The organism is Marinobacterium lutimaris, from assembly GCF_900108065.1.
Taxonomy (GTDB): Bacteria; Pseudomonadota; Gammaproteobacteria; order Pseudomonadales; family Balneatricaceae; genus Marinobacterium_D; species Marinobacterium_D lutimaris.
The window spans coordinates 98,419-123,231 of sequence record NZ_FNVQ01000007.1; the positions used below are offsets into that span (position 1 = coordinate 98,419).

General features: G+C 59.5%; 23 protein-coding genes. 13 read left to right on the forward strand and 10 right to left on the reverse strand.

Annotated elements, in window-relative coordinates:
- The first annotated feature begins 6 nt into the window (after positions 1-6).
- Positions 7-384: a hypothetical protein gene (locus C4S72_RS23075; protein ID WP_200826886.1), complete on the forward strand. Its 378-nt coding sequence runs from the start codon at positions 7-9 to the stop codon at positions 382-384.
- A gap of 128 nt (positions 385-512) precedes the next feature.
- On the opposite strand, the gene C4S72_RS23080 is transcribed toward C4S72_RS23075, so the two are convergent.
- The 5 genes from C4S72_RS23080 to C4S72_RS23100 form a co-directional block, all read right to left on the reverse strand.
- Positions 513-1,334, reverse strand: coding sequence for an ABC transporter permease (locus tag C4S72_RS23080; RefSeq protein WP_146071931.1), 822 nt, complete (start codon positions 1,332-1,334; stop codon positions 513-515).
- Between the two features lie 32 nt (positions 1,335-1,366).
- Positions 1,367-2,446, reverse strand: a complete 1,080-nt coding sequence (locus C4S72_RS23085; protein WP_104005561.1) for an extracellular solute-binding protein — start codon at positions 2,444-2,446, stop codon at positions 1,367-1,369.
- Position 2,447: 1 nt separating this feature from the next.
- On the reverse strand, positions 2,448-3,473 hold the full coding sequence (locus C4S72_RS23090) for an ABC transporter ATP-binding protein (RefSeq protein ID WP_104005562.1): 1,026 nt from the start codon (positions 3,471-3,473) through the stop codon (positions 2,448-2,450).
- Positions 3,470-4,249, reverse strand: coding sequence for an ABC transporter permease (locus tag C4S72_RS23095; protein WP_104005563.1), 780 nt, complete (start codon positions 4,247-4,249; stop codon positions 3,470-3,472). The genes C4S72_RS23090 and C4S72_RS23095 overlap by 4 nt, the downstream gene beginning before the upstream one ends.
- A gap of 104 nt (positions 4,250-4,353) precedes the next feature.
- A complete protein-coding gene (locus C4S72_RS23100) occupies positions 4,354-4,980 on the reverse strand; it encodes a TIGR00725 family protein (protein ID WP_104005564.1) in 627 nt (208 codons plus the stop codon).
- Between the two features lie 96 nt (positions 4,981-5,076).
- Here C4S72_RS23100 and C4S72_RS23105 point away from each other — a divergent pair, with 96 nt between their 5' ends.
- Complete coding sequence (locus tag C4S72_RS23105) at positions 5,077-5,835, forward strand: DeoR/GlpR family DNA-binding transcription regulator (RefSeq protein WP_104005565.1); 759 nt, start codon at positions 5,077-5,079, stop codon at positions 5,833-5,835.
- Positions 5,836-5,837: 2 nt separating this feature from the next.
- Here the strand turns inward: C4S72_RS23105 and C4S72_RS23110 are convergent, their stop codons facing one another.
- A complete protein-coding gene (locus C4S72_RS23110; protein ID WP_104005566.1) occupies positions 5,838-7,031 on the reverse strand; it encodes an acetylornithine transaminase in 1,194 nt (397 codons plus the stop codon).
- Positions 7,032-7,548: 517 nt separating this feature from the next.
- On the opposite strand from C4S72_RS23110, the gene C4S72_RS23120 reads away from it, so the two are divergent.
- The 3 genes from C4S72_RS23120 (at position 7,549) to arfB (ending at position 10,456) form a co-directional block, all read left to right on the forward strand.
- Positions 7,549-9,012, forward strand: a complete 1,464-nt coding sequence (locus C4S72_RS23120; RefSeq protein WP_104005568.1) for a C13 family peptidase — start codon at positions 7,549-7,551, stop codon at positions 9,010-9,012.
- 161 nt (positions 9,013-9,173) lie between these two features.
- Entirely contained in the window at positions 9,174-10,040 is an 867-nt protein-coding gene (locus C4S72_RS23125; protein WP_104005569.1) for a bifunctional methionine sulfoxide reductase B/A protein, read from the forward strand.
- A complete protein-coding gene (arfB, locus tag C4S72_RS23130) occupies positions 10,040-10,456 on the forward strand; it encodes an alternative ribosome rescue aminoacyl-tRNA hydrolase ArfB (protein WP_104005570.1) in 417 nt (138 codons plus the stop codon). The genes C4S72_RS23125 and arfB overlap by 1 nt, the downstream gene beginning before the upstream one ends.
- A 9-nt stretch (positions 10,457-10,465) precedes the next feature.
- On the opposite strand, the gene C4S72_RS23135 is transcribed toward arfB, so the two are convergent.
- Positions 10,466-11,224 (reverse strand): DeoR/GlpR family DNA-binding transcription regulator, encoded by a 759-nt coding sequence (locus C4S72_RS23135; RefSeq protein ID WP_104005571.1) that lies wholly within the window; start codon positions 11,222-11,224, stop codon positions 10,466-10,468.
- A 138-nt stretch (positions 11,225-11,362) separates the two neighbouring features.
- On the opposite strand from C4S72_RS23135, the gene C4S72_RS23140 reads away from it, so the two are divergent.
- Genes C4S72_RS23140 through C4S72_RS23165 form a run of 6 tightly spaced genes read left to right on the forward strand, consistent with a single transcriptional unit; the run spans position 11,363 to position 17,225 of the window.
- Positions 11,363-12,343 (forward strand): ABC transporter substrate-binding protein, encoded by a 981-nt coding sequence (locus C4S72_RS23140; protein ID WP_104005572.1) that lies wholly within the window; start codon positions 11,363-11,365, stop codon positions 12,341-12,343.
- A 4-nt stretch (positions 12,344-12,347) separates the two neighbouring features.
- Positions 12,348-14,048 carry an ABC transporter permease gene (locus C4S72_RS23145; RefSeq protein WP_104005573.1) on the forward strand — a complete coding sequence of 567 codons (1,701 nt, stop codon included), beginning with the start codon at positions 12,348-12,350 and terminating at the stop codon, positions 14,046-14,048.
- Entirely contained in the window at positions 14,036-15,064 is a 1,029-nt protein-coding gene (locus tag C4S72_RS23150) for an ABC transporter ATP-binding protein (protein WP_104005574.1), read from the forward strand. Before C4S72_RS23145 ends, C4S72_RS23150 begins: the two co-directional genes overlap by 13 nt.
- The gene (locus C4S72_RS23155) at positions 15,061-16,140 is read left to right on the forward strand and encodes an MBL fold metallo-hydrolase (protein ID WP_104005575.1); all 1,080 of its coding nucleotides are present in this window, start codon (positions 15,061-15,063) and stop codon (positions 16,138-16,140) included. The genes C4S72_RS23150 and C4S72_RS23155 overlap by 4 nt, the downstream gene beginning before the upstream one ends.
- Before the next feature lie 31 nt (positions 16,141-16,171).
- On the forward strand, positions 16,172-16,753 hold the full coding sequence (locus C4S72_RS23160; protein WP_160115579.1) for a histidine phosphatase family protein: 582 nt from the start codon (positions 16,172-16,174) through the stop codon (positions 16,751-16,753).
- Between the two features lie 7 nt (positions 16,754-16,760).
- Positions 16,761-17,225 carry a phosphatase domain-containing protein gene (locus C4S72_RS23165; protein ID WP_104005577.1) on the forward strand — a complete coding sequence of 155 codons (465 nt, stop codon included), beginning with the start codon at positions 16,761-16,763 and terminating at the stop codon, positions 17,223-17,225.
- Between the two features lie 22 nt (positions 17,226-17,247).
- On the opposite strand, the gene C4S72_RS23170 is transcribed toward C4S72_RS23165, so the two are convergent.
- On the reverse strand, positions 17,248-19,170 hold the full coding sequence (locus tag C4S72_RS23170) for a bifunctional diguanylate cyclase/phosphodiesterase (protein ID WP_104005578.1): 1,923 nt from the start codon (positions 19,168-19,170) through the stop codon (positions 17,248-17,250).
- Between the two features lie 221 nt (positions 19,171-19,391).
- Between C4S72_RS23170 and C4S72_RS23175 the strand changes: the two genes are divergently transcribed.
- Together C4S72_RS23175 and C4S72_RS23180 are read left to right on the forward strand one after the other, a co-directional pair.
- Positions 19,392-20,075 carry a hypothetical protein gene (locus C4S72_RS23175; RefSeq protein ID WP_146071932.1) on the forward strand — a complete coding sequence of 228 codons (684 nt, stop codon included), beginning with the start codon at positions 19,392-19,394 and terminating at the stop codon, positions 20,073-20,075.
- A 128-nt stretch (positions 20,076-20,203) separates the two neighbouring features.
- Complete coding sequence (locus tag C4S72_RS23180; RefSeq protein ID WP_104005580.1) at positions 20,204-20,626, forward strand: YbaN family protein; 423 nt, start codon at positions 20,204-20,206, stop codon at positions 20,624-20,626.
- A 57-nt stretch (positions 20,627-20,683) separates the two neighbouring features.
- Here C4S72_RS23180 and C4S72_RS23185 read toward each other — a convergent pair whose 3' ends face one another.
- Positions 20,684-22,327, reverse strand: coding sequence for an alpha/beta hydrolase-fold protein (locus C4S72_RS23185; protein ID WP_104005581.1), 1,644 nt, complete (start codon positions 22,325-22,327; stop codon positions 20,684-20,686).
- A gap of 94 nt (positions 22,328-22,421) precedes the next feature.
- Positions 22,422-24,809 carry a TonB-dependent siderophore receptor gene (locus C4S72_RS23190; RefSeq protein ID WP_104005582.1) on the reverse strand — a complete coding sequence of 796 codons (2,388 nt, stop codon included), beginning with the start codon at positions 24,807-24,809 and terminating at the stop codon, positions 22,422-22,424.
- Positions 24,810-24,813: the final 4 nt, after the last annotated feature.

Below are 24,813 nucleotides of genomic sequence, written 5' to 3' on the forward strand. Positions count from 1 at the left end.
ATGGCCATGTTAGCGCGACGAATGCGCCGGCTGCTGTTGCCGCTGGCGTTTGTGGTTCCTCTGGGAGCCTGGGCGGAAACAGACCCGGATAGCGGGCTGGTCATCGCCGAGGGTTGGGAAACGGTGAAATCCACCTGCACCGCTTGTCACTCAGGTGCACTGGTGACGCAGAACGCTGGCTCCCGCAACCGCTGGGAATACCTGATCCGCTGGATGCAGGAAACCCAGGGCCTCTGGCCGCTGCCGCCGGAGATGGAAAACACCATTCTCGATTACCTCGCCAAGCACTATGGACCGAAAGAGGGGGCCCGCCGGGCGCCTTTGCCGCCGTCCATGATGCCGGAAAACCCCTACAAGGCCGCCAAGCAGGACTCGGCGGGATAAGCGCAAGTCAGGGGAAGGTTGCTCTGCCCCTGTGCCCGACCCGCCTGAACTTCAGGTAGGTCGGGCCTTTGACCTTAGGAGGCACGACTCCGTGCCGATTAGTCGTGGCAGCCGAACAGCAGTTTATCCTAGCGCACAGTCAACCGACGGTTCAGGTAATCGGCAAAGAGTGTGAACAGCACGCACAGCGCCACCAGAACGATGGAGAGCATGCCGACCACCGGGAAATCTGTGCCACCGTCCGAGATTTTGCTGTAGAGCGTCAGCGGCAGAATGTTCAGCTGGGTGCCGGACAGGGCCAGCGCGGTGCCGTAGGCGCCGAGGGCCACCGAGACCATCACGCACAGCGAGGTGATCATCGCCGGATAGAGCTGCGGCAGAAAAATGTATCGGTAACTCTGAAAACGGCTGGCGCCGAAGCTTTCCGATACCTGCAGCTGTTTCCAGTCGAAGTTGAGCATCACCGGCAGCAGAATAAATACCGCACGCGGGATCAGGTAGTAGCAGTAGGCCAGCCCCAGACCTACGGGGGTGAAAATCAGGTTGCCGAATATCGCTTCAGGGATGCCAATCGTACCCAGCAGCTGAGTCACGAAGCCGGCGCGACCAAAGGTCAGAATAAATCCGTAGGCGACGATCAGGCCACTGAATACCAGCGGCAGGGCAATCGCCATGCTGAGCCACTGGCGCAGATTGTCGCTGCAGCGGCTGAGAAAGTGGGCGATACAGAGCGCCACCGCCAGTGAGGCGATCCCCGCCCCCAGCGACAGGGCAAGGCTGCCCCAGAGGCTGGCCAGCAGATAACGGTCGGAGATCATCCGGTTGAAGGTGACCAGCGGCTCCGCCAGCGCTTCGGAAAATACCAGCGCCACCGGCAGCATAAAGAACAGTAAGTAGCCCAGGATGCCGGGCAAGCCCGGCAACCAGTGCATCCATCGGTTGGGTTTCACCGGGATTGCATCCTAATCATGTGCGAGAGATATCAGCGCGACAGCACCTGCTGTGACCATTCGCGGTCAAGCTCAGACTTGATCGCCGCAGCGGCCTTGAGATCCAGCGGCTGAATCTGCGGCGCTTTAACCAGCTTGTCCTTAACCGTATCCGGCAGTTCCAGGTCGGTCAGTACCGGGCGTACGAAACCCTCGGCAAAGATCGACTGTCCCTGGCTGGAGAGAATGAAGTTAAGCCATAGTTTGGCAGCTTCCGGGTTGGGGCCGTTCTTGACCATGGAGATGGCGTAGGGCGCTGCCAGGGATGCTTCTTGTGGGATAACAACGGCGACATCGTCGCCCATACCGTCCTGCACCATCGCCTTGAGGCCGTCGTTTTCATAACCGATCCAGATCGGGATCTCGCCCTTCACAAACTGCGCATAGGGAGTGGTGCCGACCACGCGGGCCACGTTGCCTTCGGCCTGCAGTTTGCCGAAGTATTCGCTGCCCGGTTTGATGTCATCCATGGAGCCGCCTTCGGCCAGGTTGGCCGCCAGCACCACGACCTGACCCTGACCGGTGGTACGCGGATCCTGGTAGACGATGCTGTTGAGGTATTCCGGCTTCATCAGGTCGGCCCAGGAGGTGGGCACCTCTTTCACAAGTTTCTTGTTCACCAGAAATGCCACGTTAAGGGTGTGGATGGTGAACCACTTGCCGCTCTCTTCTTTGAAGACAGACGGAATCTTGTCGAAGTTGGTCGGTGTAAAGCTCTGCAGCAGATCCTTTTCGGTGGCATCGATCGCCGAGGCACCGAAGTAGTAAGCGGTATCGGCCTGCGGACGGTGACGGGACTTGTCCAGTGCGACCACGGTGGCTGCTGACCCCAGATCGTTGTACACGATCTCCATACCGGTGTAGCGCTGCTTGAACGCCTTGAACATGTTGCCCCAGTTGGCCCAGGTAGGTCCGGTATCGAAGGATACGACCATCCCTTCCTTCAGCGCAGCGTCGTATTGCGCCTGCTCGCCGGAATAGAGCGCGGGGCCCTCCAGGGTAGCGGCAAAGCTTGAGGAGAGGGGCAGTGCCGCCAGCAGGGCAGCGGCGAGTTTCGCTTTAAAGGCTTTCATTTCAGATCTCCGGATAGAGGACATGGATCGATTCAGGGGGAATAGCGATATGGGTCAGTGGTGCATTGAGGTGCGCAGAGCTCACATCCAGCGTGGCTCCGTTGATACTCACGCGGTATTCCATGGTGTGGCCCAGAAACTGCTCGCTCTGTATGGCGTCAACGGCGAAACGGTTGGGGCTGTTTTCCGGCGGGTTCAGGTAAACCTTTTCGGGACGCACGATCAGCTTCAGAGCGCTATTCGCCGCTGGTGTTGAGGCGATTTGAAGTTCTCCCAGGGAGCTGTTCACCCGACCTTGCGCATCGCTTTTGGCGCTGAGGATATTCGCCTTGCCGACGAAGCCTGCGACCTCGATGCTGTTGGGCTCGTTGTAAAGCTTGATGGGCGCTGCACATTGCTGAATGCGACCGTTCTGCATCACCGCCACATGGTTGGCCATGGTCATCGCCTCCTCCTGATCGTGGGTAATCAGGAAGGTGGTCATATTCAGTTCGCGCTGTACCTTGACGATCTCGCAGCGCATTTCATGGCGTAACGAGGCATCCAGCGCTGAGAGGGGCTCATCCAGCAGCAGGGCCGCGGGTTCAAACACCAGCGCGCGGGCCAGCGCGACGCGTTGGCGTTGGCCTCCCGAGAGCTGATGCGGAAGCCGGTGTTCCATACCGTTAAGGCCAACCAGCTCGATCATCGCCAGGGCTTTTTTCTCGGCATTGGCGATGCGGTTGATCTTCAGCGGGTAGAGCACGTTCTTCAGCACCGAGTAGTGCGGAAACAGCGCGTAATCCTGGAACACGATACCGAGGCGGCGCTGGGCGCAGCTGAGTCCGGCCTGGTTAACGTCGTTGATCCAGATCTCTCCGCTGTCGGGTTGCTCGAACCCGGCCAGCAGTTTCAGCAGGGTGGTTTTTCCGCAGCCGCTTTTGCCGAGCACGGCGACCAGTTCCCCGGTCTCGACCTTCAGTGACACATCGTGCACACCGGCTTCGCTGCCGGGGTAGGTGAAGTTGATGGCGTTGAACTCAATCATGCAGCGCGGTTTCCAGATCGGGACCAGTGGGGGTAGCTGGAGAGCAGCGACATCAGCATCGCCAGCAGCAAAAGCACCAGGGTTGCGGCACAGGCCAGGCCCGTGGCGCCGTAAAAAGCCTGCAGCAGCAGTGTCGGATAGGTGCGGTTCATAAAGCCGGCAATCAGGTTGCTGAGCTGGAACTCACCCAGCGAGATGGCGGCAACGGTAATCAACCCGGTCAGAATCGACTGACGCGCCAGCGGCAGAAACACCGTGATAAATCGCTGCAGGCCGCTGGCACCAAAGGATTGGGCGGCGCGGTCGAGTGAGGTCAGCGGTGACTTCTCCATATCGGCACTGAGACTGAAAAAGAAGTAGGGAAAGGTCAGTACCCAGTGGCCGATCACCAGTAGCCAGGAGGCGCCAAGCCAGGGCAGGGTGCTGGTGCTGAACGCGAGGATGAAACCAAAACCGATCACCAGCTCGGGTACCGCGATCGGCAGCAGTGCGCCAACCCGGGTGATGCGGTTGAGCAGCTCACTTTGACGTATCTGCAGCAGATAGACACAGGGAGTGATGCAGACAAGGTTAAGCACGCATGTCGCCAGACAGACCTGCAGGCTCATCACCAGCGCATTACGGTAGGCGGTCGAATTCCACAGCTCCTCATACCAGGCAAGCGTGCTGCCGGTGGGCAGCAGGGTGTTCACCCAGCGTTCGCCAAACGAGCCGGCGGCCAGCAGCGCGATGGGGAGCAGCAGATAGACGATGTAAAGGTAAGTGATCTTTTTCATGATCCTAAACATTCATTTTGATCGAATGTGATCATGATCGTTTAGCGTGACAGGGGTATGACGGGGAAGTGACGAGCCGATGACGCCTGCACTTCCCCTGTGGCTCAGCGGCTGATCAGAGTGTCGATAACGCCGCTGAGTACCGGCTCGATGGCGTCGAGATACTGCACGCCGTCGACAAAGGGGGCGTCATGCAGGGCGAACACCGGTTTATCGTAATGTAGCCCGTAGGCCATCTCGGTCAGGGTGCCGTGGCTGCCGCCCACAGCGACCAGGGCAAAGGCAGTCTGGGCAATCAGGGAGTTACGTGTCGGTCCCATATTGGTCACCACCGGCAGGGTGACGTAGGCGTTGGCTTCCAGCCAGTCGTCGCCGGGCAGCAGGCCGATGGAGCGCCCGCCGCGCTCATACACACCGCGACATACCGCTTCCATCACACCGTTGCGGCCGCCGCAGATCACATCGAGGCCGAGTTCGGCAAACTGCTGGCCCAGCTGACGGGCCAATTCAAGCTGTTCCGCGGTGGCCTGTTTGGGACCGATCACGCCAACTGCGGGGATCTGCAGTCCTGCGCGCTCTTTTGCCAATAGCGCAAGCAGGGCTTCATCGGTATTGCATTCAGTCAGACGACTAACCAGGTCGGAGCTGGGGTCGATCACACGGATCAGGGTGGGTCTGCCGTTACGCAGCAGAAGACGGGAGGCGGGTTCGATGGAAAATAGGCTGTTCATGAATTTTCTGTGACTCTTGCTGTAATGAAACAAACTGAGCAGAACGCTCTGATAGGATGATCGTAAATGATCAATATGACACTTTAGGGATGGGGCATGTCTCAACTTCGCCAGCAAAAACTGCTCGAAATCGTGCAATCCCAGGGTTACACCTCCATCGAAGTGCTGGCGCAGGCGCTGGGCTGCTCGCAACCTACGATTCGGCGTGACATCAAAAAACTCTGTGAAGAGAACCTGTTACAGCGTTTTCATGGCGGCGTTACCCAGGCGGAGTCGGACGTGCGCCTGGGACACAGTTTTAAAAACAGTGTCATGACCGGGGCCAAGGCAGCCATCGCCGCTGCTGCCCTGAATCAGCTTCGTCATGTGGATAGTTTTTTTCTCGATACCGGCACCACCTGTGACCAGCTGGCTGGTGCTCTGGCCGCTTTACCGGCGACTCAGATCATCACCCATAACCTCAGTGCCGCGCTGATCATCGCAAAGCTGGAAACACGGCACTCCGTGGTGGTGACCGGCGGCACTATTCGTGGTGCCGATGGTTCACTCACCGGCGCCAAAACCTGCCAGGATATCCGTTCCTACAGTGCCGACTGCGCCGTTATCTGCGCATCCGGCCTGGATGGAGAGGGCAACGTACTCGACTTCGATCTTGAGAAGGTTGAGGTGAAAAAAGCGATGATGCAGGCATCGACGCGCAAGATCCTGCTACTCGACTCGTCGAAGTTTCGTAAGCGGGGAGCCGTGAAACTGGCTCCCCTGCAGGCGTTCGACCTATGCATCACCGACAGTGCTCCCGAAGGTGAGTATGCTGAGCTCTTTGCCAGCCGGTCCGTTGACTGCATCACCTCCTGATATCAGGCGGCCGTCGCGAGACTGCGTTGAATCGCCACCTCCAGAAGTTTGCCCAACTCGATAATCTCTTCGCCGGTGACATTCAACGCCGGCATAAACCTCAGGCTGTTGGGTCTCGGGGCATTCAGCAGCAGCCCCAGATCGAAGGCGTGTTTTACCAGTGCGGGCGCGTCGATCTTGCCGGTATCCAGAGCGAGGAGCAGTCCCGCACCCCGGACCTGGCCCATGCCGTATTGGCTGGAAAGATCGGCGAGCAGTTCGCTCAGTGCCTGGCTACTCAGGTTAACCTGATCCATAAAACCCTCAGAAGTCACCTGCTCGATAACCGCCAGTGCTGCGGCGCAGACCAGCGGGTTGCCGTTGAAGGTGCCACCCTGATCGCCGTAATCGAAGCAGCTGGCGTGCTGTTTCGCCAGCAGGGCGGAGATCGGCACGCCACCGCCGAGGCCCTTGGCCAGGGTCAGTACATCTGGTTCGATCCCCAGCGCCTGGTACCTAAACAGCGAGCCGGTCCGGCCGATGCCGGTTTGCACCTCGTCCAGCATCAGCAGCAGGTTATGTTGATCGGCCAGCGCTCGCAGGCCTTGCAGAAACTCGGTGCTGGCCGGAACGACTCCCGCTTCGCCCTGGATCGGCTCCAGCATGATGGCGCAGGTCTCCGCGTCGATAGCAGCAGCAACCGCGTCCAGGTCGCCATAGGGTACCTTGGTAAATCCGGGCACCTTGGGGTTGAACAGCGGCTCGAACGCTGGTTTTCCAGTGGCGGACATGGTGGCCAGGGTCCGGCCATGAAAGCCGTTTTCAAAGGTGATGATCTTCCAGGCGCCGTTCTTATATTTACTGCCCCATTTCCGCGCCAATTTGATAGCGCCTTCGTTGGCTTCGGCGCCGCTGTTGGCAAAGAACACCTGGTCCATTCCGCTGAGTGTCGTCAGCCGGTTGGCCAGCTTCACCGCCGGGCCGTTATAAAACGCGGGGCCAGGATTGAGCAGTGTCTGGCTCTGCGCGATCAGCGCATCGCTTATGGCTTGAGGGCTGTGGCCCAGGGTATTCACGGCCCAGCCCTGAACGAAGTCGAGCCAGGCGTTGCCCTGCTCATCGAACAGGTAGCTGCCGGCACCCCGTGTAAAGGTGATTTCCGGCCTGGGTGCTATCTGCATCAGGGCGTTGTAATCGCTGTTCTTGGAGCTTGTCATGGGAGTTCCTCTGTATCGTCGACACGGCATTGCTCTGTCCGTGCCGACGGTATCCGTTAATAAAATTGAGTGGTTGGATCTGGTTAATGCTCAAAGCAAGAGCGCAGGGCGTTTGGTTGCTAAACGCCAGAAACGACAAAGGCCGCCGGGGATACCGGCGGCCTTTGTCGAAAGAATCAGCCTGAGTGACTCAGGTGATCAGCGCTTATCGGGCAGGCAGGCGTAATCCCAAGGTGAACCTTGTGGAGTGAGCCTGTCGTCGGAGCGCGGAAGTGTTAGTCATGTGTTGGAGTATTCCAGAGTTTTTCTGACCAGGGAATAGGCCTACAGGCGAAATTTTTGTACCGAGATTGACCCTCACATATCAGCGTGGAAATACGGCCTCGGTTACATTCCGGTACACTGGCAGAATCAAGTGCCGCGTTGACTATCGAAAGCCTTCTATTGATGGTTGGCTATCTATTCTCGGGTGTCGACGTGGCCGTTAATCCCGGTTTTATTCAGAGGAAGCGAAACCATGCGGGTGCAGCAAGGAGCGGAAAATCCGGTTGCTAATCTGATGACCAACCTGAAGGCGGGCTGCAGGCTGGCGTTCGGCTTTCCTCTGCGCGGTCTTCGTTTTCATTATTCGCTGGGACAGCTGATCGCGCTTTTTGCGTTGCTAGCTCTTCTACAGGTGGCGCTTGCCTTCTTCACGGTTGATCCACCGCGGGTGTTCAGCCCGTACGGCGCCAACTATCTGGCGGCGGTGAATCTGCTGGTTATTCTGCTGTTGCTGGTGGTCGCGCGCATGGCCGGTGGCGGCGTCCGAGTATTCGGCCGCACCCTGTTGGCCGTAGCAGCGGCGCAGTTGCCTATCCTGCTGCTGACACAGCCGGCCAGTGAACTGTTGCTGCGGCTTGAGCTGCCCTACACCTATTACTGGGCCGGGCTGGTCGCGTTCTTCGGCTGGCAGTGGCTGGTGTTGAGCCGGGCCCTGAAGCTTAATCCCGGCCTGCGCTGGCCGAGGGTGGCGTCGACTGCGGTGCTGTTTCCGCTGGGTTTGCTGGGCAGCTTCTGGCTGTTCCCGCAGATTCCGCTCTGGTACACCGACTATCCACAGGAGTACAGCGAACCGGCGCCGGAGCTGGATGTGGAAAAGATCTACTACGCCCAGCCGGAACTACTGGCTGCTGGCCTGTCACGGCTTGAGCCGGGTGAAGCGGGCAAGACCGAACTCTATCTGCTGGCGCTGGGTGGCTACGGTGAGGAGAACGTTTTCCTCAAGGAAGTGGAGCATGTTCGCGAGCAGTTCGACCGCGACTTCGGCACCGGTTCGCACTCCGTGGTACTGGCCAATAACCCGGCGACTACGGAGCGCTATCCGCTGGCCAACGCGCCTAACCTGCAGACGGCTCTGGACGGCATCGCGGCGAAGATGAACCCGGATGAGGACCTGCTGTTCCTGTTCATGACTTCCCACGGCAGCCCGGATCATTACTTTTCACTGCAATTGGGTAATCTTGGACTGAACGACCTGACACCTGAGCAGCTGCGCCAGGCGCTGGACAGGGCTGGTATCCAATGGCGGGTACTGCTGGTGTCCAGCTGCTATTCGGGAGGTTTCGTCGAGGCGCTGAAGTCTCCGCAGACCCTGGTCATCACCGCCGCCGCTGAAGATCGCAGCTCCTTCGGCTGTGGCTCGCAAAGCGACTTTACCTACTTCGGCGATGCCTACTTCCGTCAGGCGCTGCCGCGGGAGCCGCGTTTTATCGAGGCCTTTGATTTGGCTCGCGACTGGGTTACCGAACGTGAGCAAAAGGATGGTTTTACCCCATCCCGACCGCAGCGCTTTGTCGGCACTGAAATAGCGGCCAAGCTGGAGCTGTTCTATGAGGAGCCCAGTATCAGGGAAACCATCGAGCTGGCCGAGCGTAGCGAAGCGTGCAGACTTGATACCGGGCGCAGGCCCTGTAGTCTGGAAGCAAATAAAGAGCGCTGATCGGCAGAACCTTCTTGGCAGAGACATCTTTTTTTCGCTGCCGTGCGTACCCATAGATTAGAGATAGCCTGATTTAGATACACCGAGCGGCCGCCGACAGTTCCGGCCGCAGGCACAGGCTCAGGCTCTTATTAAGAAAGAGACAGAGACAGAGGGTGAACATGAGCTACAAACAACTGACGCCGCAAGAGCAGTACGTGATTCTGCACAAAGGCACCGAGCGTCCCTTCACCGGAAAATACGACGACTTCTTTGCAACCGGCGTGTACACCTGCAAGCAGTGTGGAGCACCGCTGTACCGCTCGGAAGACAAGTTTCCCTCCCACTGTGGCTGGCCCAGCTTCGATGATGAGATCGAGGGCGCCATCCGTCGTGAAGTGGATGCCGATGGCCGCCGCACCGAGATCCTCTGCGCCAACTGCGACGGTCACCTTGGCCATGTGTTCGAAGGCGAGATGCTGACCCGCAAGAACGTGCGCCACTGCGTCAACTCCATCTCCATGGACTTTGTCAGCGCCGAAGAGCTGGCCGAGAAAGTGGGCGGTACGCTGAAGAAAGCCTACTTCGCTGGGGGCTGTTTTTGGGGCGTTGAACATCTGCTGCAGCAGGTGCCGGGCGTGGTGTCCGTGGTCTCCGGCTACATGGGCGGTCATGTGGAAAACCCCAGCTATGAGCTGGTGTGCACCAAGACGACCGGCCATCTGGAAACGGTTGAAGTGCTGTACGACGCCGGCCAGACCGACTTCGAGACCCTGGCCAAGCTGTTCTTCGAGATCCACGATCCTACCCAGGATAACGGCCAGGGGCCGGATATTGGGCCGCAGTACGCTTCTGCCATCTTCGTTAACGATGATGAGGAGCGCGGTATCAGCGACAAGCTGATCGCGCTGCTGGAGAACAAGGGGCTGAACGTGGTCACCCGCGTGCTGCCGATGCAGACCTTCTGGCGCGCCGAAGAGTTTCACCAGGACTACTACGTGCGCACCGGCAAAGCCCCATACTGCCACAGCTACCAGAAACGGTTCTGATGCTGGAGGTTTCACGTAGCGTCCATATTCCGGACGATGAGATAGAACTGACCGCCATCCGCGCCCAGGGCGCTGGCGGTCAGAACGTCAACAAGGTCTCCAGCGCTATCCATCTGCGTTTCGATATCCGCGCCTCGTCGCTGCCCGAATTCTACAAGGAGCGCCTGCTGGCCCTGAGCGATAACCGCGTCAGCCAGGAGGGCGTGGTGGTGATCAAGGCGCAGCAGTTCCGCACCCAGGAAAAGAACCGCCTGGATGCGCTGGACCGGCTGCGTGAACTGATCCAGAGCGTGACCAAGGTACAGAAGGCGCGTAGGCCCACTAAACCCACGCGCAGCTCTCAACGCAAGCGGATGGATAAGAAAACCAAACACGGTAAAACCAAGTCGATGCGAGGCCGGGTGAAGGATTTCTGATCGAGCCACTCAGGGCTTCTGCTGCAGCAGTTCACCACCACCGGCCAGCAACTGGCCCTGGAGCCGGCTCGACAGGGGCGCGTCGGTGACCACCAGGTCATACTGTTCCAGCTGGCCGGCGCTACAGGGGGCGCTGTTGTCGAACTTGCTGCTGTCGATCAGCAGAATATGGAAACGGCTCTGTTCCAGCATCGCTTCCCGCGCCATCACCTCGTCATCGTTGTAATCGAATAGCCTGCCGCTACTGTCCATAGCGCCCACTGAGGTGATGGCGATATCGGCGTGATAGCGCTGGAAAAAGCGCAGCGCATCGCCGCCGATCACATCCTGATCCCGCAAACGGACCCGGCCGCCGGCCACCGTCAGCGCGCAGTCCTGGTGTTCGCAGAGCAGTCGCGCGGCGTGCAGGTTATTGGTGTACACCTGCAATCCCCGCAGTGGACCCAACTGCGCCGCCAGTTCCGCAAGGGTGGAGCCGGTGCCGAGAAAAACACTCTGAAAACCGTTCAGCCAGGTGGCGCAGAGTTCGCCGATTTTGCGTTTGCCCGCTGCATTCCTTATGCGGCGCTGGTCGTAGCTGATGTTTTCCCGGTGCGGAAAGGGCATCACCTCGCCGTGGTTGCGCAACACCAGCCCCTGCTGCGCAAGGATGCGCACATCGGTGCGGATCGTCTGCACCGAGACATCAAAAGTATCCGCCAGCTGCTGCAGCTCGGTGCGGCCGCGAGTGTTGACCAGTTCGGTAATGGCCAGTCTTCGTTTGTGCATTAAATCTGTCCTTTTTACCAGCGAAAGCGGCAATGGCGATAAAACGAAAGCAATAAGCGTTGAAACGAAAGTTGGCTGTCATTTTCGTGTAAGAACATGACATTACCTTTTCACCATCGAGTTTAAGGAGGTGAAGAGATGCTGAAGAGAAACCTGCTGATTGCTGCGATTACCGCCGGACTGTCCCTGCCGCTGCTGGCCCAGGCCGATGACAAACTGGTGCTCTACACCAGCCAGCCCAACACCGACGCCCAGGCAACGGTAGACGCGTTTAACGCAGCCTATCCGGAGATCGAGGTGGAGTGGGTGCGCGACGGCACCACCAAACTGATGGCGCGCCTGCGTGCCGAGCTGCAAAGCGGCGCCTCCCGCGCAGACCTGCTGTTGATCGCAGATAGCGTCACCATGGAATCGCTGAAGCAGGATGGCTACCTTCAGCCTTACCTCAGTGGCCAGCGCGAACACTACGATGTATCCCTCTATGAGCCCCAGGGGTACTACTACGGCACCAAGCTGATCACCACCGGGATAGTGCGCCACCAGCGTGCGGCCGAAGCGCCGCAGAGCTGGGCCGATCTGGCCGGTACCGAATACAAGGGGCAGGTGGCAATGCCGAGTCCCCTATACTCCGGCGCAGCGCTGATTCACCTGGCCACGCTCACTTCCAATCCGGATCTGGGCTGGGATTACTACCAGTCACTGGCTGACAACGAAACCCAGGCTCAGGGAGGTAACGGCGGCGTGCTTAAGGCCGTTGCGTCCGGCAACAAGCCCTACGGCGTGATCGTTGATTTCCTTGCCATCCGCGAGGCGGCCAAAGGCTCACCGATCGAGTTTGCCTTCCCCACCGAGGGCGGCAGCATGGTGACCGAACCGGTGGCGATCATGAAAGACGCCAAGAACCTGGATGCGGCGCAGAAGTTTGTCGACTTCGTGCTCTCTGAAAAGGGCCAGCAACTGGTGCGTAGCCAGGGTTATCTGCCGGCCAGCGATCAGGTGGAACCACCAGAAGGCTTCCCGGCCCGCAGCGAGATCAAACTGATGCCGTTCGATGCAGCCGATGCGCTTGAAAATGCCGAGGCCAACAAGGCTCGTTTCAGCGAAATCTTCGGCGGCTGATCCGATGTTGCGTGCACTCTCCGGTGACCAGCCCCGCTGGCTGGTCGCCCTGATCCTTTCCCTGATCGTTCTGCTCAGCCTGACGCCGAGCCTGCGCCTGATGGTCGAAGCGCTGAGCCAGCTGGAGCTTGGCAGTGAGTCGCCACTGGCGCGGGTGCTGCGTGATGGCGCCACCTGGCAGGCGGCCTATCACAGTCTCTATACCTCCGGCCTGGCCACGCTGATTGCGCTGGTGCTGGGCGCGCTGTTCGCCTGTGCCTTGTCGCTGACCAATGTCTCCGGTCGTCAATGGCTGGTGTTCTGCTTCATGCTGCCGATGATGATTCCACCGCAGGTGACGGCGCTGAGCTGGTTGCAGCTGTTCGGACCGAGCAGCCCGTTGCTGAATTCGTTAGGAATCGCTCCGGCGCTGGGTTCACCCCAGCCGCTTTATTCCGCCGAGGGCATCGCCCTGCTGATGGGGATTCAGCATGCGCCGCTGGTGTTTCTGACGCTGAGATCCAGCCTGATCAATATGCCGGCGGAGCTGATCGAGGCGGCACGGATCAACGGCGCCATTCAGCGCCGGGTCTGGCTCGATGTGATATTTCCGCTCTGCCGCAGTGGTCTGGCGGCGGCGGCGGCCATCGCCTTTGTCTCGGCGCTGGGCAACTTTGGTATCCCCGCCATGCTGGGGATTCCCGCCTCCTACTACGTGCTACCAACGCTGATCTACCAGCATATGGCGGGTTTCGGCCAGAGCATGCTCAGCGATGTGGCGGTGCTTTCCATGCTGATCGGTGTGCTGGCGCTGATCGGCGTGCTGGTGCAGCAGCGTTTTGTGCGCCGTGCCCAGTACGAGCTGCTAGGCCACACCGGCCGCGCCCAGGCTTTTGTGCTGGATAGCCGTCATCGTCTGCTGTTGCAACTGCTGCTCTGGACGGTGCTGGCGCTGATCCTGGTGGCGCCGCTGATCGCCCTGATCATCAGCTCCCTGGTGCCGGCGCTGGGCGTCGCACTGAATAGCGATACCTTCACCCTGAGTGCCTACGTGGAGATGCTGACGCGTCAGGGCTCCACCGCCCGTGCCTTCGGCAACAGCCTGCTGCTGGCCAGCGGTGCTGCGCTGTTCCTGATGTGCCTGAGCCTGCCGCTGGGCTGGATGATGTCGCGCATGTCGGTGCGGGCCCGCACCAGCCTTAACAGCCTGATCGAGATTCCCTACGCGCTGCCGGGTGTGGTGCTGGCGATCGCCTGCATCCTGCTGTTTGCGCAGCCGCTGCCGCTGATCGAGGTAAGCCTGTACGGTTCGCTGGCGATCATCTTCGTCGCCTATCTGGCCCGCTTTATGAGCATCGCGCTTAAGCCGGTGCAGGCCAGCGCCGGGCAGCTCGATGGCTCGCTGGAAGAGGCGGCACAGCTCGCCGGGGCCGGGCCTTTGCGCCGACTGGTGCAGATCGTGCTGCCCTTGGTCGCACCGGCGCTGTTTGCCGGAGGTCTGCTGGTGTTTCTCACCGCAGTGAACGAACTCACTGTATCGGCGCTGCTGTGGAGTGCCGGTAACGAGACGCTTGGCGTGCTCGTATTCAACCTGGATGAGGGCGGCGACAGCGTGCTGGCCGCTGCCATCTCCGTCGTAATCGTTTTGATGGTGGTCGCGCTGATGCTGTTACTCAGCCTGATGGGGCGCTGGCTACCGCAAGGAGTTATACCTTGGCGAACCTGATTCTGGATAACGTCAGCAAGCATTTTGGCGATCAGCCCGCGGTGGACCGGCTAAACCTGTCGATCGAGCCGGGCGAGTTTGTCGCGCTGCTGGGGCCGAGCGGCTGCGGCAAAACCACCATGCTGAGGATGCTGGCGGGCTTTGAAAATATCACCGGCGGTTCCATCCGTCTGGGCGGTCAGTTGCTGGCGGGGGAGGGTGTGCATCTGCCACCGGAACAGCGCCGCATGGGCATGGTGTTCCAGTCCTACGCGCTATGGCCGCACATGAGCGTGGCGCAGAACGTGGGCTATCCGCTGAAGATGCAAAAGCTCGCCGACAGCGAGCGCAAACGCCGCATCGGCGAGGCGCTGGAAGCAGTGCAACTGACGCACCTGGCGGATCGGGCGCCGAAAGATCTTAGCGGCGGTCAGCGTCAGCGTGTGGCGTTGGCGCGCTGCCTGGTGACCGAACCGGACGTGGTGCTGCTGGATGAGCCGCTGGCCAACCTGGACCGCCACCTGCGCGCATCCATGGAAGAGGCGTTTCGCGAATTCCATCGCCGTACCGGTGCCACGATGATCTATGTCACCCACGACCAGGCCGAGGCGATGTCTTTGGCGAGTCGTATCGCGGTGATGAATGCGGGGCGTCTGGAGCAGTGGAGCACGCCACAGGAACTCTACACCTACCCGCGCAGTGAATGGGTGGCCGGCTTTATCGGCCAGGGTGGCGTGGCGCCTGTACACGGTGTCAGTGCCGGCATGGAGCTGGGCGAAGAGGCATTGCTTAAGGGGCTTTCCTCCGACGTCGGCGCCGCTACACCAGTGCTGATCCGTCCCCAGGATGTGCGCGTCAGCGAGCGCGGTATCGCCGTGGACGTGGCCGAGTCGATCTATCGCGGCGAGCGCTATGAACTCAAGCTGCGCCTCGCCAGCGGTGCTGAATTGATGGCCTATCACCACCAGCCACTGCAGGCGGGCCAGCGTGCCGCAGTTCAAATCAGCCGCGGCTGGTCACTGGAGTCCACGCGGTGAGTGCAAGGCTTGAGATCCTCAGTGGCCTGGGTGGCAAGGCGCCGGCGGCTTTGCTGCTGGAAACCGCGACTGCCCGCATTCTGATTGAGGCCGGCGGTGCACTGGAGCCGGGTATGGAGATCGACTGGGAGCTGCCAGAAGATCGACCGCTGGATGCGGTGGTGATCACTCACGACCATGTGGACCATATCGGCGCTGCTGACATGCTGCCCGCGGGCGTCCCAGTTTATGCCACTGAACCTGTAGCCACGGCCCTGCCTGACTATCTGCAACACCGACCGCTGCCGTTGAATGGTGAGCTGGAGATCGCCGGTATCCGCGTGCGCTGCGGACAGGCGGGCCATTCGCTGGGTGGAGTCTGGCTGCACTTCGATATCGGCGGCGGGCTGTTCTACAGCGGAGACTATTCACTTGAATCGACTCTGTTCCGCTTTGATCCTCCGCCGCCTGCGGAGCTGGCGCTGCTGGATGCTTCCTACGGCCTCTATGACAACCCCCAGACCGACTGCCGCGCGGCGCTGCAGGCGCGACTTGAACAACCGACGCTGTTGCCGGTACCCGCCTCGGGACGGGCGCTGGAGATGGCGCTCTGGTTGGATGAGCAGGGGATCGATTGGGCTATGGATCAGCGCTGCGCCGATCAGTTGGACACACTTAAGTGCCTGCCTGAGGGCTGTTTTCAGCCAGGCGTCAGGGAGAGGTTAGAGCGGCTGTCTGGCTCAGGTTCGCTGGACCGGAGCCATGTGGCGCTCGTTGGCAGCCCCGAAGGACTGGGCGAAGAAATTGAGCGGCTGATCGCTCGTGGCGACCGGCAGCTGATCTACACAGGTTACACGCCGCCAAAAGCGCGTGCCGATGTGGAGGAGGGCCGGGCCAGTTGGCTGCGCTGGAATGTGCATCCGCGCAGCTCGGACCTTAGACGCCTATCCGACATCCTTGGTGCGCGGCGCACGGTACCGCTGTTTACTGGCCTTGAGCCGCTGACGCGCTGGCGTGCGCTGCTGGGCGATGCGCTTTACCTGCCAGCTCAGGGCTGGGCAGCCCGGTCGACAAACGCCGCAATATCTATCGATTGAACCCGTATGGAAAGAACGATTGAGACGACAGATGAGTGATTCATTCCCTTTCCCGAGCCAGAGCCTGACCCGCAAACCCTTCGTGTTTATGCGTCACGGCGAGACCGAGATGAATGCCCACAATATCCTCTGCGGAGCCAGCGATGTGGCGCTGAGCAAGCTGGGGGAGCAGCAGGCGTTGAGCGCCCGTTGGCTGGACAGGCACTGCTGGAGCTGCGTGGCCACCAGCGGCCTTTACCGGGCGAGGCACACGGCGCATCTGGCGTTGCCGCGGCACCCGCTGTACAGCTTTGAAGGCTTGAATGAACGCCACTGGGGCAGCCTGGAGCTGGCGCCGCTGAGCGTGCAGACCCCGTACGAGGAAACCCCGCCGGATGGCGAACCCTGGAGCGCTTTTCAGGCGCGTGTACTGAAAACACTGAACCGGCTGCTGGCGGTGCATGAGCTGCCGCTGGTGGTGGCGCACTCCGGCGTATACCGCGTGATCCGCGCACTGCAGACGGGTACACCGTACGGACCGCGCATCGATAACGCTCAGCCGGTTTTGATCGAACCGGTCGAGAACGGCTGGCGCATGACAACACTTGAGGAGAACTGGCTTGAGCAAGTCTGATTTAGACATGTCCGTTTTAGGTAAGGCTGATACTGTCATCGTGGATGTGGATGGCACCCTGGCGCACTTTGATCCGACCGAGGTGCACCAGTGGGTGCTGGGTGAAAAGAAAGCCTGGGATCCGTTTTTCGAGCATATGAAACAGGCGCCGGTCATTGAGCCAGTGCGTGCGCTGGTAAGGATTCTGAAATCCCAGGGCCAGCGCATAGTGATCTGCAGCGGGCGTCCCGATTCACACCGGGAGCACACCCTGGAGTGGCTCGACCGCCACGAGATCCCCTATGACGGCGCATACCTGCGTGCTCTGGGCGATGATGAGGTGGATGACGAGGCGGTGAAACAGCAGTTGCTGGAACAGATTCGCGCTGATGGTTTCAGCCCCTGGCTGGTGCTGGACGACCGCGATGCGGTGGTGGCGCGCTGGCGTGAACTGGGTCTGACCTGCCTGCAGTGCGCGCCGGGCGCATTCTGAACCGCAGAAATGTGGCCGAGAGTCAGGCGATCTGAAGCTGGTCGGCGGGGGCCGGCCGGCCGATAACATAGCCCTGCATAAAACGCACATCCCGGGCCTTGAGGTAGTCGAGGATCTGCTCATCCTCGACAAACTCGGCGATCAGCGGGATATCCAGGCTGCTGGCAAAGCTGATGATCGCCTCCACCAGCACGCTGGCCTTGTGGTTGCCCAATACCGAGCGGATCAGCGAACCGTCGATCTTGAGATAATCCGCATCGATCTTCAGCATATGGTCGAAGTTGGAGTAGCCGCTGCCGAAATCGTCGATGGCGAGCTGAATGCCCGCCTCTTTTAATCGCTTCAGCACCCGCAGCACCTCATCCTGGTAACCGATCGATTCGGACTCGATCACTTCGATAATCAGCCGTCCCTGCAGACCCTGATGCTCATATTCCCGCAGCAGGTAATTGATGGTTTCCTCGTCTATCAGGTCATAGCGGGTCAGGTTGATCGACAGACTGGAGCTGCGCGGCCCGAACAGGCTAAAGCTCTGGTCGATGATGGCGCAGGTGAGCTGACGATAAAGGTGGCTTTTGCGTATCACCGGAAGAAAGTGAAACGGAGTGTGCACCCTGTTTTCGCCGTCGAGAAGACGGGCCAGGGCCTCGTAATGACGCACCTGGCCGGTGTTGGCGTCGAGGATGGGCTGAAACCAGGGCTGGACGCGATTGTGGCGAAACGCCTCGTTGATCTCATTGAGCCAGTGAAGGTTGGTCTCGTAGCGATTCTCCGGTCGCAGCGCCTCGTTGAATACCACCAGGGCGCGACCGTTGCGCGACGCTTCATCCATCGCTTCGCGGGCGTCGTGCTGCAGGCGCACCGGGTCTTTTTCATTCAGGACAATGCCGGCGCGGGCGGTCAGCGTGATGCGGCGTTGATCATCCGCCTTGATCGGTTCGAAGACGCTGGCCAGTAAACGTGAGGCCAGGTTGGACGCGCGGCTCTCGTCGTAACCGCGCAGCAGAATGAAATACTCATCCACCTGCGACCGGTACAGGGTGGTGTCGGCCGGCAGCTGCGCGCGTAGCGCTTCGGCGACCTGGAACAGCAGATGGTCGCCGACATCGTAGCCAAACAGGGTGTTGACGGCGTGAAACTCGTCCAGGTTGATCAGAATGCCGCCCATCGGCTGTTCGTTCTCGGCCAGGTCCGCCTCCATTTTCGCGATGCGCGGCAGGCCGGTGATCGGGTCGTAGTAGAGCTCTTTTTCCAGCTCTCTTTCGCGTCGCTGGCGCAGCTGGTGGTATAGGTGCAACAAGGGGTAGATCGGCGCCAGCCCCAGCAGCGAGACCAGAGCGGCCAGTTCCAGACTATGCATCAGCAGGGTGTTTGGACCGTCCACCTTCATATCCGCAGCCATAACGAAATAGGAGCCGTCGGAACGCTGGGTCGGTACAAAGGCGGAGCGAAAGGTGCCCCATTCGTTGGTGTAGACTGGTGTGAAGATGGCGGTTTTCGAGTGGTACGCCTCAAACAGCTCTTCGGGGGCAGAGCCGTAAGGATTGTAGAAAGTGCTCGGGGTGCCGCGCTGCAGATCCAGGTGGGTCTCATTGCTGACGATAAAGAACGCCTTTTCTCCAACCACATCCATGGAGTAAACGTACTCCACATCAGGCAGGTCGGCGACCAGCTGATCCAGGGTCGCAACGATCATGCGGTACTGTGCCTGGCCAGGCTCACGGTTGAGGCCGTACAGGTCGTGAAAATAGCGCCCGATCAGGTGGCCGCCTGAGCGCGCCGCAGTGAGCAGTGTCGAACTTGTCTGGGAGAGCTGTTCAACCTGGCTGGCGCGAAAGGTCAGCCCGGTCAGTGTCAGGGTGGCGATAAAATAGAGGATAAAAAGCGTGGCGATGAGGCCACGCTCAGTGCGGAAAAACAGTGCGTATCCTTTGTCTTTTGCCATCTTTGTGGAGATGAACGGGTGGAACTGGTCGCCCGTTCTCCTTTCCTTCACGGCCAGAGATTAATCTGTTCATAAAACCACCAGTAGATTAAGGGTACAAGCCCCTTTCTGTTCAAGTAATGATCGAAAACAGCGTCGGTGGTAAAGCTGTGGCAGATCGGGGGCTGTCTTTTTTGCTGGCGGCTCTGGTAGGGTCATACACCAGTGAAGACTAAATAATCATGTTGAGGCGTAGCATGGGAGTTTCGAGGTTAGCGTTGGCTCTGGCCACGCTGGTAGCCACAGCGCCGGTGTTGGCGGCAGGACCGGATGGCGCAGCGATGGAGCAGTATCTGCGCAGCAAGCATTACATGGACCGGCTGTTCAAGCTGGGGATCTACTGGGACCGCAATGTGCTGCAACGCCAGCAGCAGTGCCAGGAAAATTATGAAGTGGAACCTACCACCTTCATGCTGCTGGACCCGCCGCAGTTTGAGGCCGGTAACCCGGTACCGGTGCATGGTATCTGGCAGCAGCGTTTCCGCCTCAGCCGCTGCGGCGAAACGGTGACCTATAACGCCATCGCCGTGGCCAAGTCCGGCAATGTGGAGCTGCAGCCCCAGGTGCCGGGAGAGTCCCGCGCCGGCCCCAGCCTGATCAAGGATCTTTATGAGCAGGCGGTGGCGGTGGAGTCGGCCAACATGACCGAAGCCAAGGGCGACTGCAAAAAGGTGCTGGTCACAGATACCTGGGTCAGCCTGCCCCCTGCGCCGCGGGTGCTGGGTGGCCAGACCATCGATAATGTCTGGGAAGAAGAGTGGACCATGGATCGTTGCGGTACCGAGTTCCAGATGAGTTTCTGCTTCAAGCCCAGTGCTCAGCAGAGCGGGGTGGACTGGGCGCCACGCAACTGCAACTCGCTGTAGCAGTGTCTGTAGCACTCTCGGCATAACGCCCCATAGCCGGGCTTTATCGTGGGCATTGGCAGGCTCTTGGCGCGAGTGGGAACTGAATTACCTATACTGTCCAGAAGCGGTATAGAGGTGGAGATCCAATGAACCAGTCCAGTGAGCAGAAGACAGGTACAGGCGGCGCACGCTGGCTCTGGCTGGTGCTGACCTGGGTTGCGCTGGGGCTGGCGATACTCGGCGCCATTCTGCCGGGTCTACCGACCACCGTGTTTGTGCTCATCGCTGCCTGGAGCGCCTCCCGCTGCTCGCCACGGCTGCGCGCCTGGATGGAGAATCACTCCCTGTTCGGCGAGCGCCTGCGCAACTGGGAACAGGGCGGTGTCATCGATCGCAAATCAAAAATCAGCGCCAGCATCGGTATGCTGCTGGCTGCGGCTATCGTGGTGTACGTGATCCGGCATCCGTTGCTGCTGGTGCTGATTCTCGGCACCATCGCCGTAGGTGCGCTGGTGGTCTGGACGCGTCCCGAACAGCTTCCAGAACAGCAGCGTGATTCCAGCTTCTGAAGTTCGTCGGATCCCGCGTTTCTTTCTTCCCTCATCTCAGGGCTGGCTTATCTCTTCTCAGGGATAGGCCGCGAGCGCTGTAAGCCCGTCCGCAAGGATCTCCTGCCAGATAAAGTAGTCGTGACCGCCTGAGTATTCTCGATACTCCACCGGATATTCCCTGGCGGTCAGCACGTCTCGCAAGTGACGGTTGGTTTCTAAGATCCCCACGCCATCTCTGGCGGTTTCAAACACTCCCGCGCTGAGGAAAAAACGTATCGGCTGGGAAGGGGTGGTTGCCACCTGCAGCGCTACATACTCTGAGTTTTCTGCGGGTGTGCCCGGCGCCGACCACCAGAAGGAGCCGGACATGGAGAGTACATTGGCAAACAGCTGCGGATGACTCAGGGCGACAGTGGTGGCGGCGAGTCCACCGTAGCTGGAGCCAGCTAGAATCGTCTGCTCCGGCCGGGCATCCATATTTAAAGTGTGTTCTGCCCAGGGCAGAAGTTCATCGGCCATGAAATCGGCAAATTTCGGATTGGCAGGCAGTTCCTGAGCCCGTGCTTCCCGGCTGGGGTTGTCGATGAAGACGGCCGCGATAGAGTGCAGAGTCCCTTGTTCTACCAGGTTGTCGATGATCCGCGGCACATCGATTTTTCGGGTGTACTCCTTACCATCAAACAGTATGAGTAATTGGCTGTCGGGGTCCTTGGGATCGAAGTGCTCCGACCTGTAGATCCAAAGGTTGCGACGGTTGCCAAGAATCTCACTGGAAAGCTGATGTTCGCTGAGCTGCCCCTGCCGAGGAGCACTCTCTTCATTCTGCGGCGGTGTGTTCAGTTTTCGTAGATCGATACTGGAATCGTAGTTATAGGGGCTGGCGGTTGCGGCGGATGCAGGCCAGGGATAGCGATTGAGAGGATCTGCCTGTGCGGTGGCGGTGATGGCAACGCGTCGCTCCCAGGGTTTGCCCGCAAACTCCGGGATGTCCGGCGCAAGCTGGTAAGCGAGCCGGGTGTCATCAGGCACGATATAGCTCTTAAACCAGATATCGGAGTCGAGCAGGCGCGACATGGGGTCGTGATCGTTGGGGGGCGCGCCAAAAATACGCACATTGCTTTTGGCCCCCCGGTAGAGAAATGTCATTACCCGGCTATCCGGCTGATCCGTGGGTTCGATAAGCGGAGTGCCCTGCTTGGCCAGGCTTTGCCAGATTGTGTCGATGGAGTCTCCCGATTTGATCGCATGGGCCAGTTTGTTGACTTCGGGGCTGAGGTACTCCGGTTGCGGGGGAATCTGCTCCTCAGGCGGAACCTGGCGGGTAATGCTCAGGCGGTAATCGATCTGCGGCGACACCTCTGCGTCTGACGCCTGAGTCGTGTTGTGAATTCTCAACGGTTGAGGTGACTCGGCGGTGACGAACCGAAACTGCCCCTGGTGCTCCACCGACTCAAGCAGCTGTCGCATCGGTTTGCCGGGGCCGGAAGGGATCAACAGATCCGCCTTGGCGTTACTGGCGCTGCTGTTGATACTGATTGTGCCCGCAATGTAGGAGCCAAGGGGTAGGTCCAGCTCGATTTCAGTAGTAGTGGTTAGCTTGCCTGTAAAGGAGTCGGCACTGGAAAGAGCAGGTTCGGCGCTGGTGAGCTGACAGCTCAGTGCAGCTGTGGCAAGTGTGGATAGTAATAGCTTGCGAGGTGCGTTTAGCGGTAGAGGCATGGTGATGGAACTCCAGCTGGACCGGAAGTGGATAAGAACAGGTAAACGGCGTCTGGTAACGCCGCGCACCTGGGTATCCAACTTATGCTGTGAATCAGAACTGGTAGGTGAATGATGCGTTGATGCTGCGTGGCTCCCCGTAGACAACGTAGGGCTTGATCAGGCTGCCGTAGTACTTCTCATCCGTAACATTGTTGACGTTAAGCGAGAGTCTGATGTTGTCGTTTACTCGGTAGCCGGCCATCAGATCGACCAGTGTGTAAGCGCCCTGCTCGACGTTGCCGTAAGAGCCTGAGATGCTGGTAGCGTTCCTGCGGCTCACCGAGGCGCCTACTTTCAGTCCCGGGAGCACCGACGGACGGTAACTGATACTGGCGTTGAGGGTGCGGGTGGGAATGTAAGTCTGGGTATCCTGGCCTTCAGCATCTTCAATATTCAGGGCCGCGAAGCCGGCAGTAATATCGAGTGTGTCGGTGGGGCTGCCAGTGACCTCCAACTCGACCCCGGTGGTAGTTACCCCGTCCTCTGCTGAGTAATAGCTTCTGCCGGTACCGTCGGTCAGGGTGCCGGCGAACTCGGCGACACTATCCTTCTCGGTCCTGAACAGGGCAAATGTGGCGGCCATCTGATCATCCAGAAAAGAGGTTTTTAGACCGATCTCATAATTTTTGCCTTCAGCTGGATCGATGTAACGACCGTTTTCATCGATATAACTTTGCGGGGTGAAGGTCGTGGTGTAGCTGGCATAGGTGGATAAGTTGTCGGTGATTTTATAAACCGCGCCGGCATAGGGGGTGAGTACACCACTATCGTCGCTACCCCAGTCACTATCCCAGTAGCCGGTGCCGCTGCGTTCCCAGTTGGAAAGACGGGTGCCAAGAAGCAGGCTGAGTTTGTCGGTCAGGTGGAGATTGTTGGCGAGGAAAAGTGCCGCCTGCTTCTCGGTGTAGTCGGTACCGTCGGTACGGTCGTCATAGGTGGGGGTATCGGTGCTGCCGTCCCAGCTGTCCAGGTCGATTACGGTGCCAAGCAGGTCGTAGTCATAGTTGGAGGTTTCTTCGAGATCGCGTTTGGCCAAATCGATACCGGCAACAAACTCGTGATCCCGCCCCCACAGGGAGTAATCGCCATTCAGGGTCAGGTTAAACAGGTGCTCTTTCGACGATAACTCGTACTGTTGTACGCCATCGATCTCAAGCACCCCGCTGTAGACCCAGAGATTGATCAACTCGGCGTCCTGATCGATATCCTCGTAGGCGTAGGTACCCTTGATCTGCCAGTCGTTGGCCAGAGTGTGTTCAAGTTCCACGAACAGGTCATTGGTCACCACATCCCGGTAGGCCCAGTCGCTGGTGGCATTGGTGGAAACATCGTAATCGGTGCCGTCAAACGCGGGGATGCCGCCCCACTGAGAACCCTGGTTATTGTCTTCGTAACGGGTGAAACCGGCGCTTAAAAGGGTTCTGTCGGACAGGTCTGTCTCGATAATGGCGGAGGCGATGTTGGAGTCTGTTTCGTAACGGTCGAGATAGGAGTCGGCGTTTTCCACTGCAAAAATTGCCCGGCCGCGCACCGTGCCCGCTTCATTCAGTGCGCCTGAGAAGTCGGCGTCGGCGCGCCTGTAGTCCCAGGATCCTGCCGACACCTTGAGTTCCGCCTGGGACTCATCGGTAGGGCGCTTGCGGATAAGGTTGATGGTGGCGGACGGATCGCCGTTGGCGCTGACCAGCCCGGTGGCGCCGCGGATCACTTCCACGCGATCATAGATCGCCATATCGATATCGCCGTACTGGTAAGAGTAGTTCAGTGGCAGGCTGACGCCGTCGATAAGGAAATTGGTGATCTCGAAACCGCGGGAGGTGAACTGGGTGCGGTCTGATTCCATCTTCTCTACGGTGATGCCGGTGGTGCTGTCGAGTACATCGTTAATGGTGCCAAGCTGAAAATCCTCGATCTGCTTGGCGGTTACCACACTGACACTTTGCGGAGTGTCGAGGATATCCATCTGCATTTTGGTAGCGGAGGGCGACGAGGTGATCTTGTAGGACTCGGCGCTTTCCGTCGCTGTTGCGGTGTCGGTTACGCTGATAGTGGGCAGCATAGATTCGTCAGTGCTGATCACCTGCAGTGTATAACTGCCATCTGTCTGTTTGACCGCTTGCAACCCGCTGCCAGTGAGCAGTGCGGCAAAACCTTGTTCTAGGGTGTAATTACCGTTCAAGCCAGGGCTGTTCTTGCCCTGAGCTGCAGTGGATGCTCCGACCAAAAATACCCCCGCCTGGGTGGAAAAACGATTCAGCGCAGCCGTTAGCGGGCCCGCAGGTATCTTGTAGAGCTTGGTTTCTACCTCTGCGGTGGTAGCAGTACTGCCGGATTGAGCCTGCGCCTGAGGCGTCCAGCCGGCAAATGTACACAGGCTACCGATGGCGAGCAGGTGAATCGCAAGCGCAAGCGGCTTGCGGCTAAGGGGGAGCGTTTTCATCCGG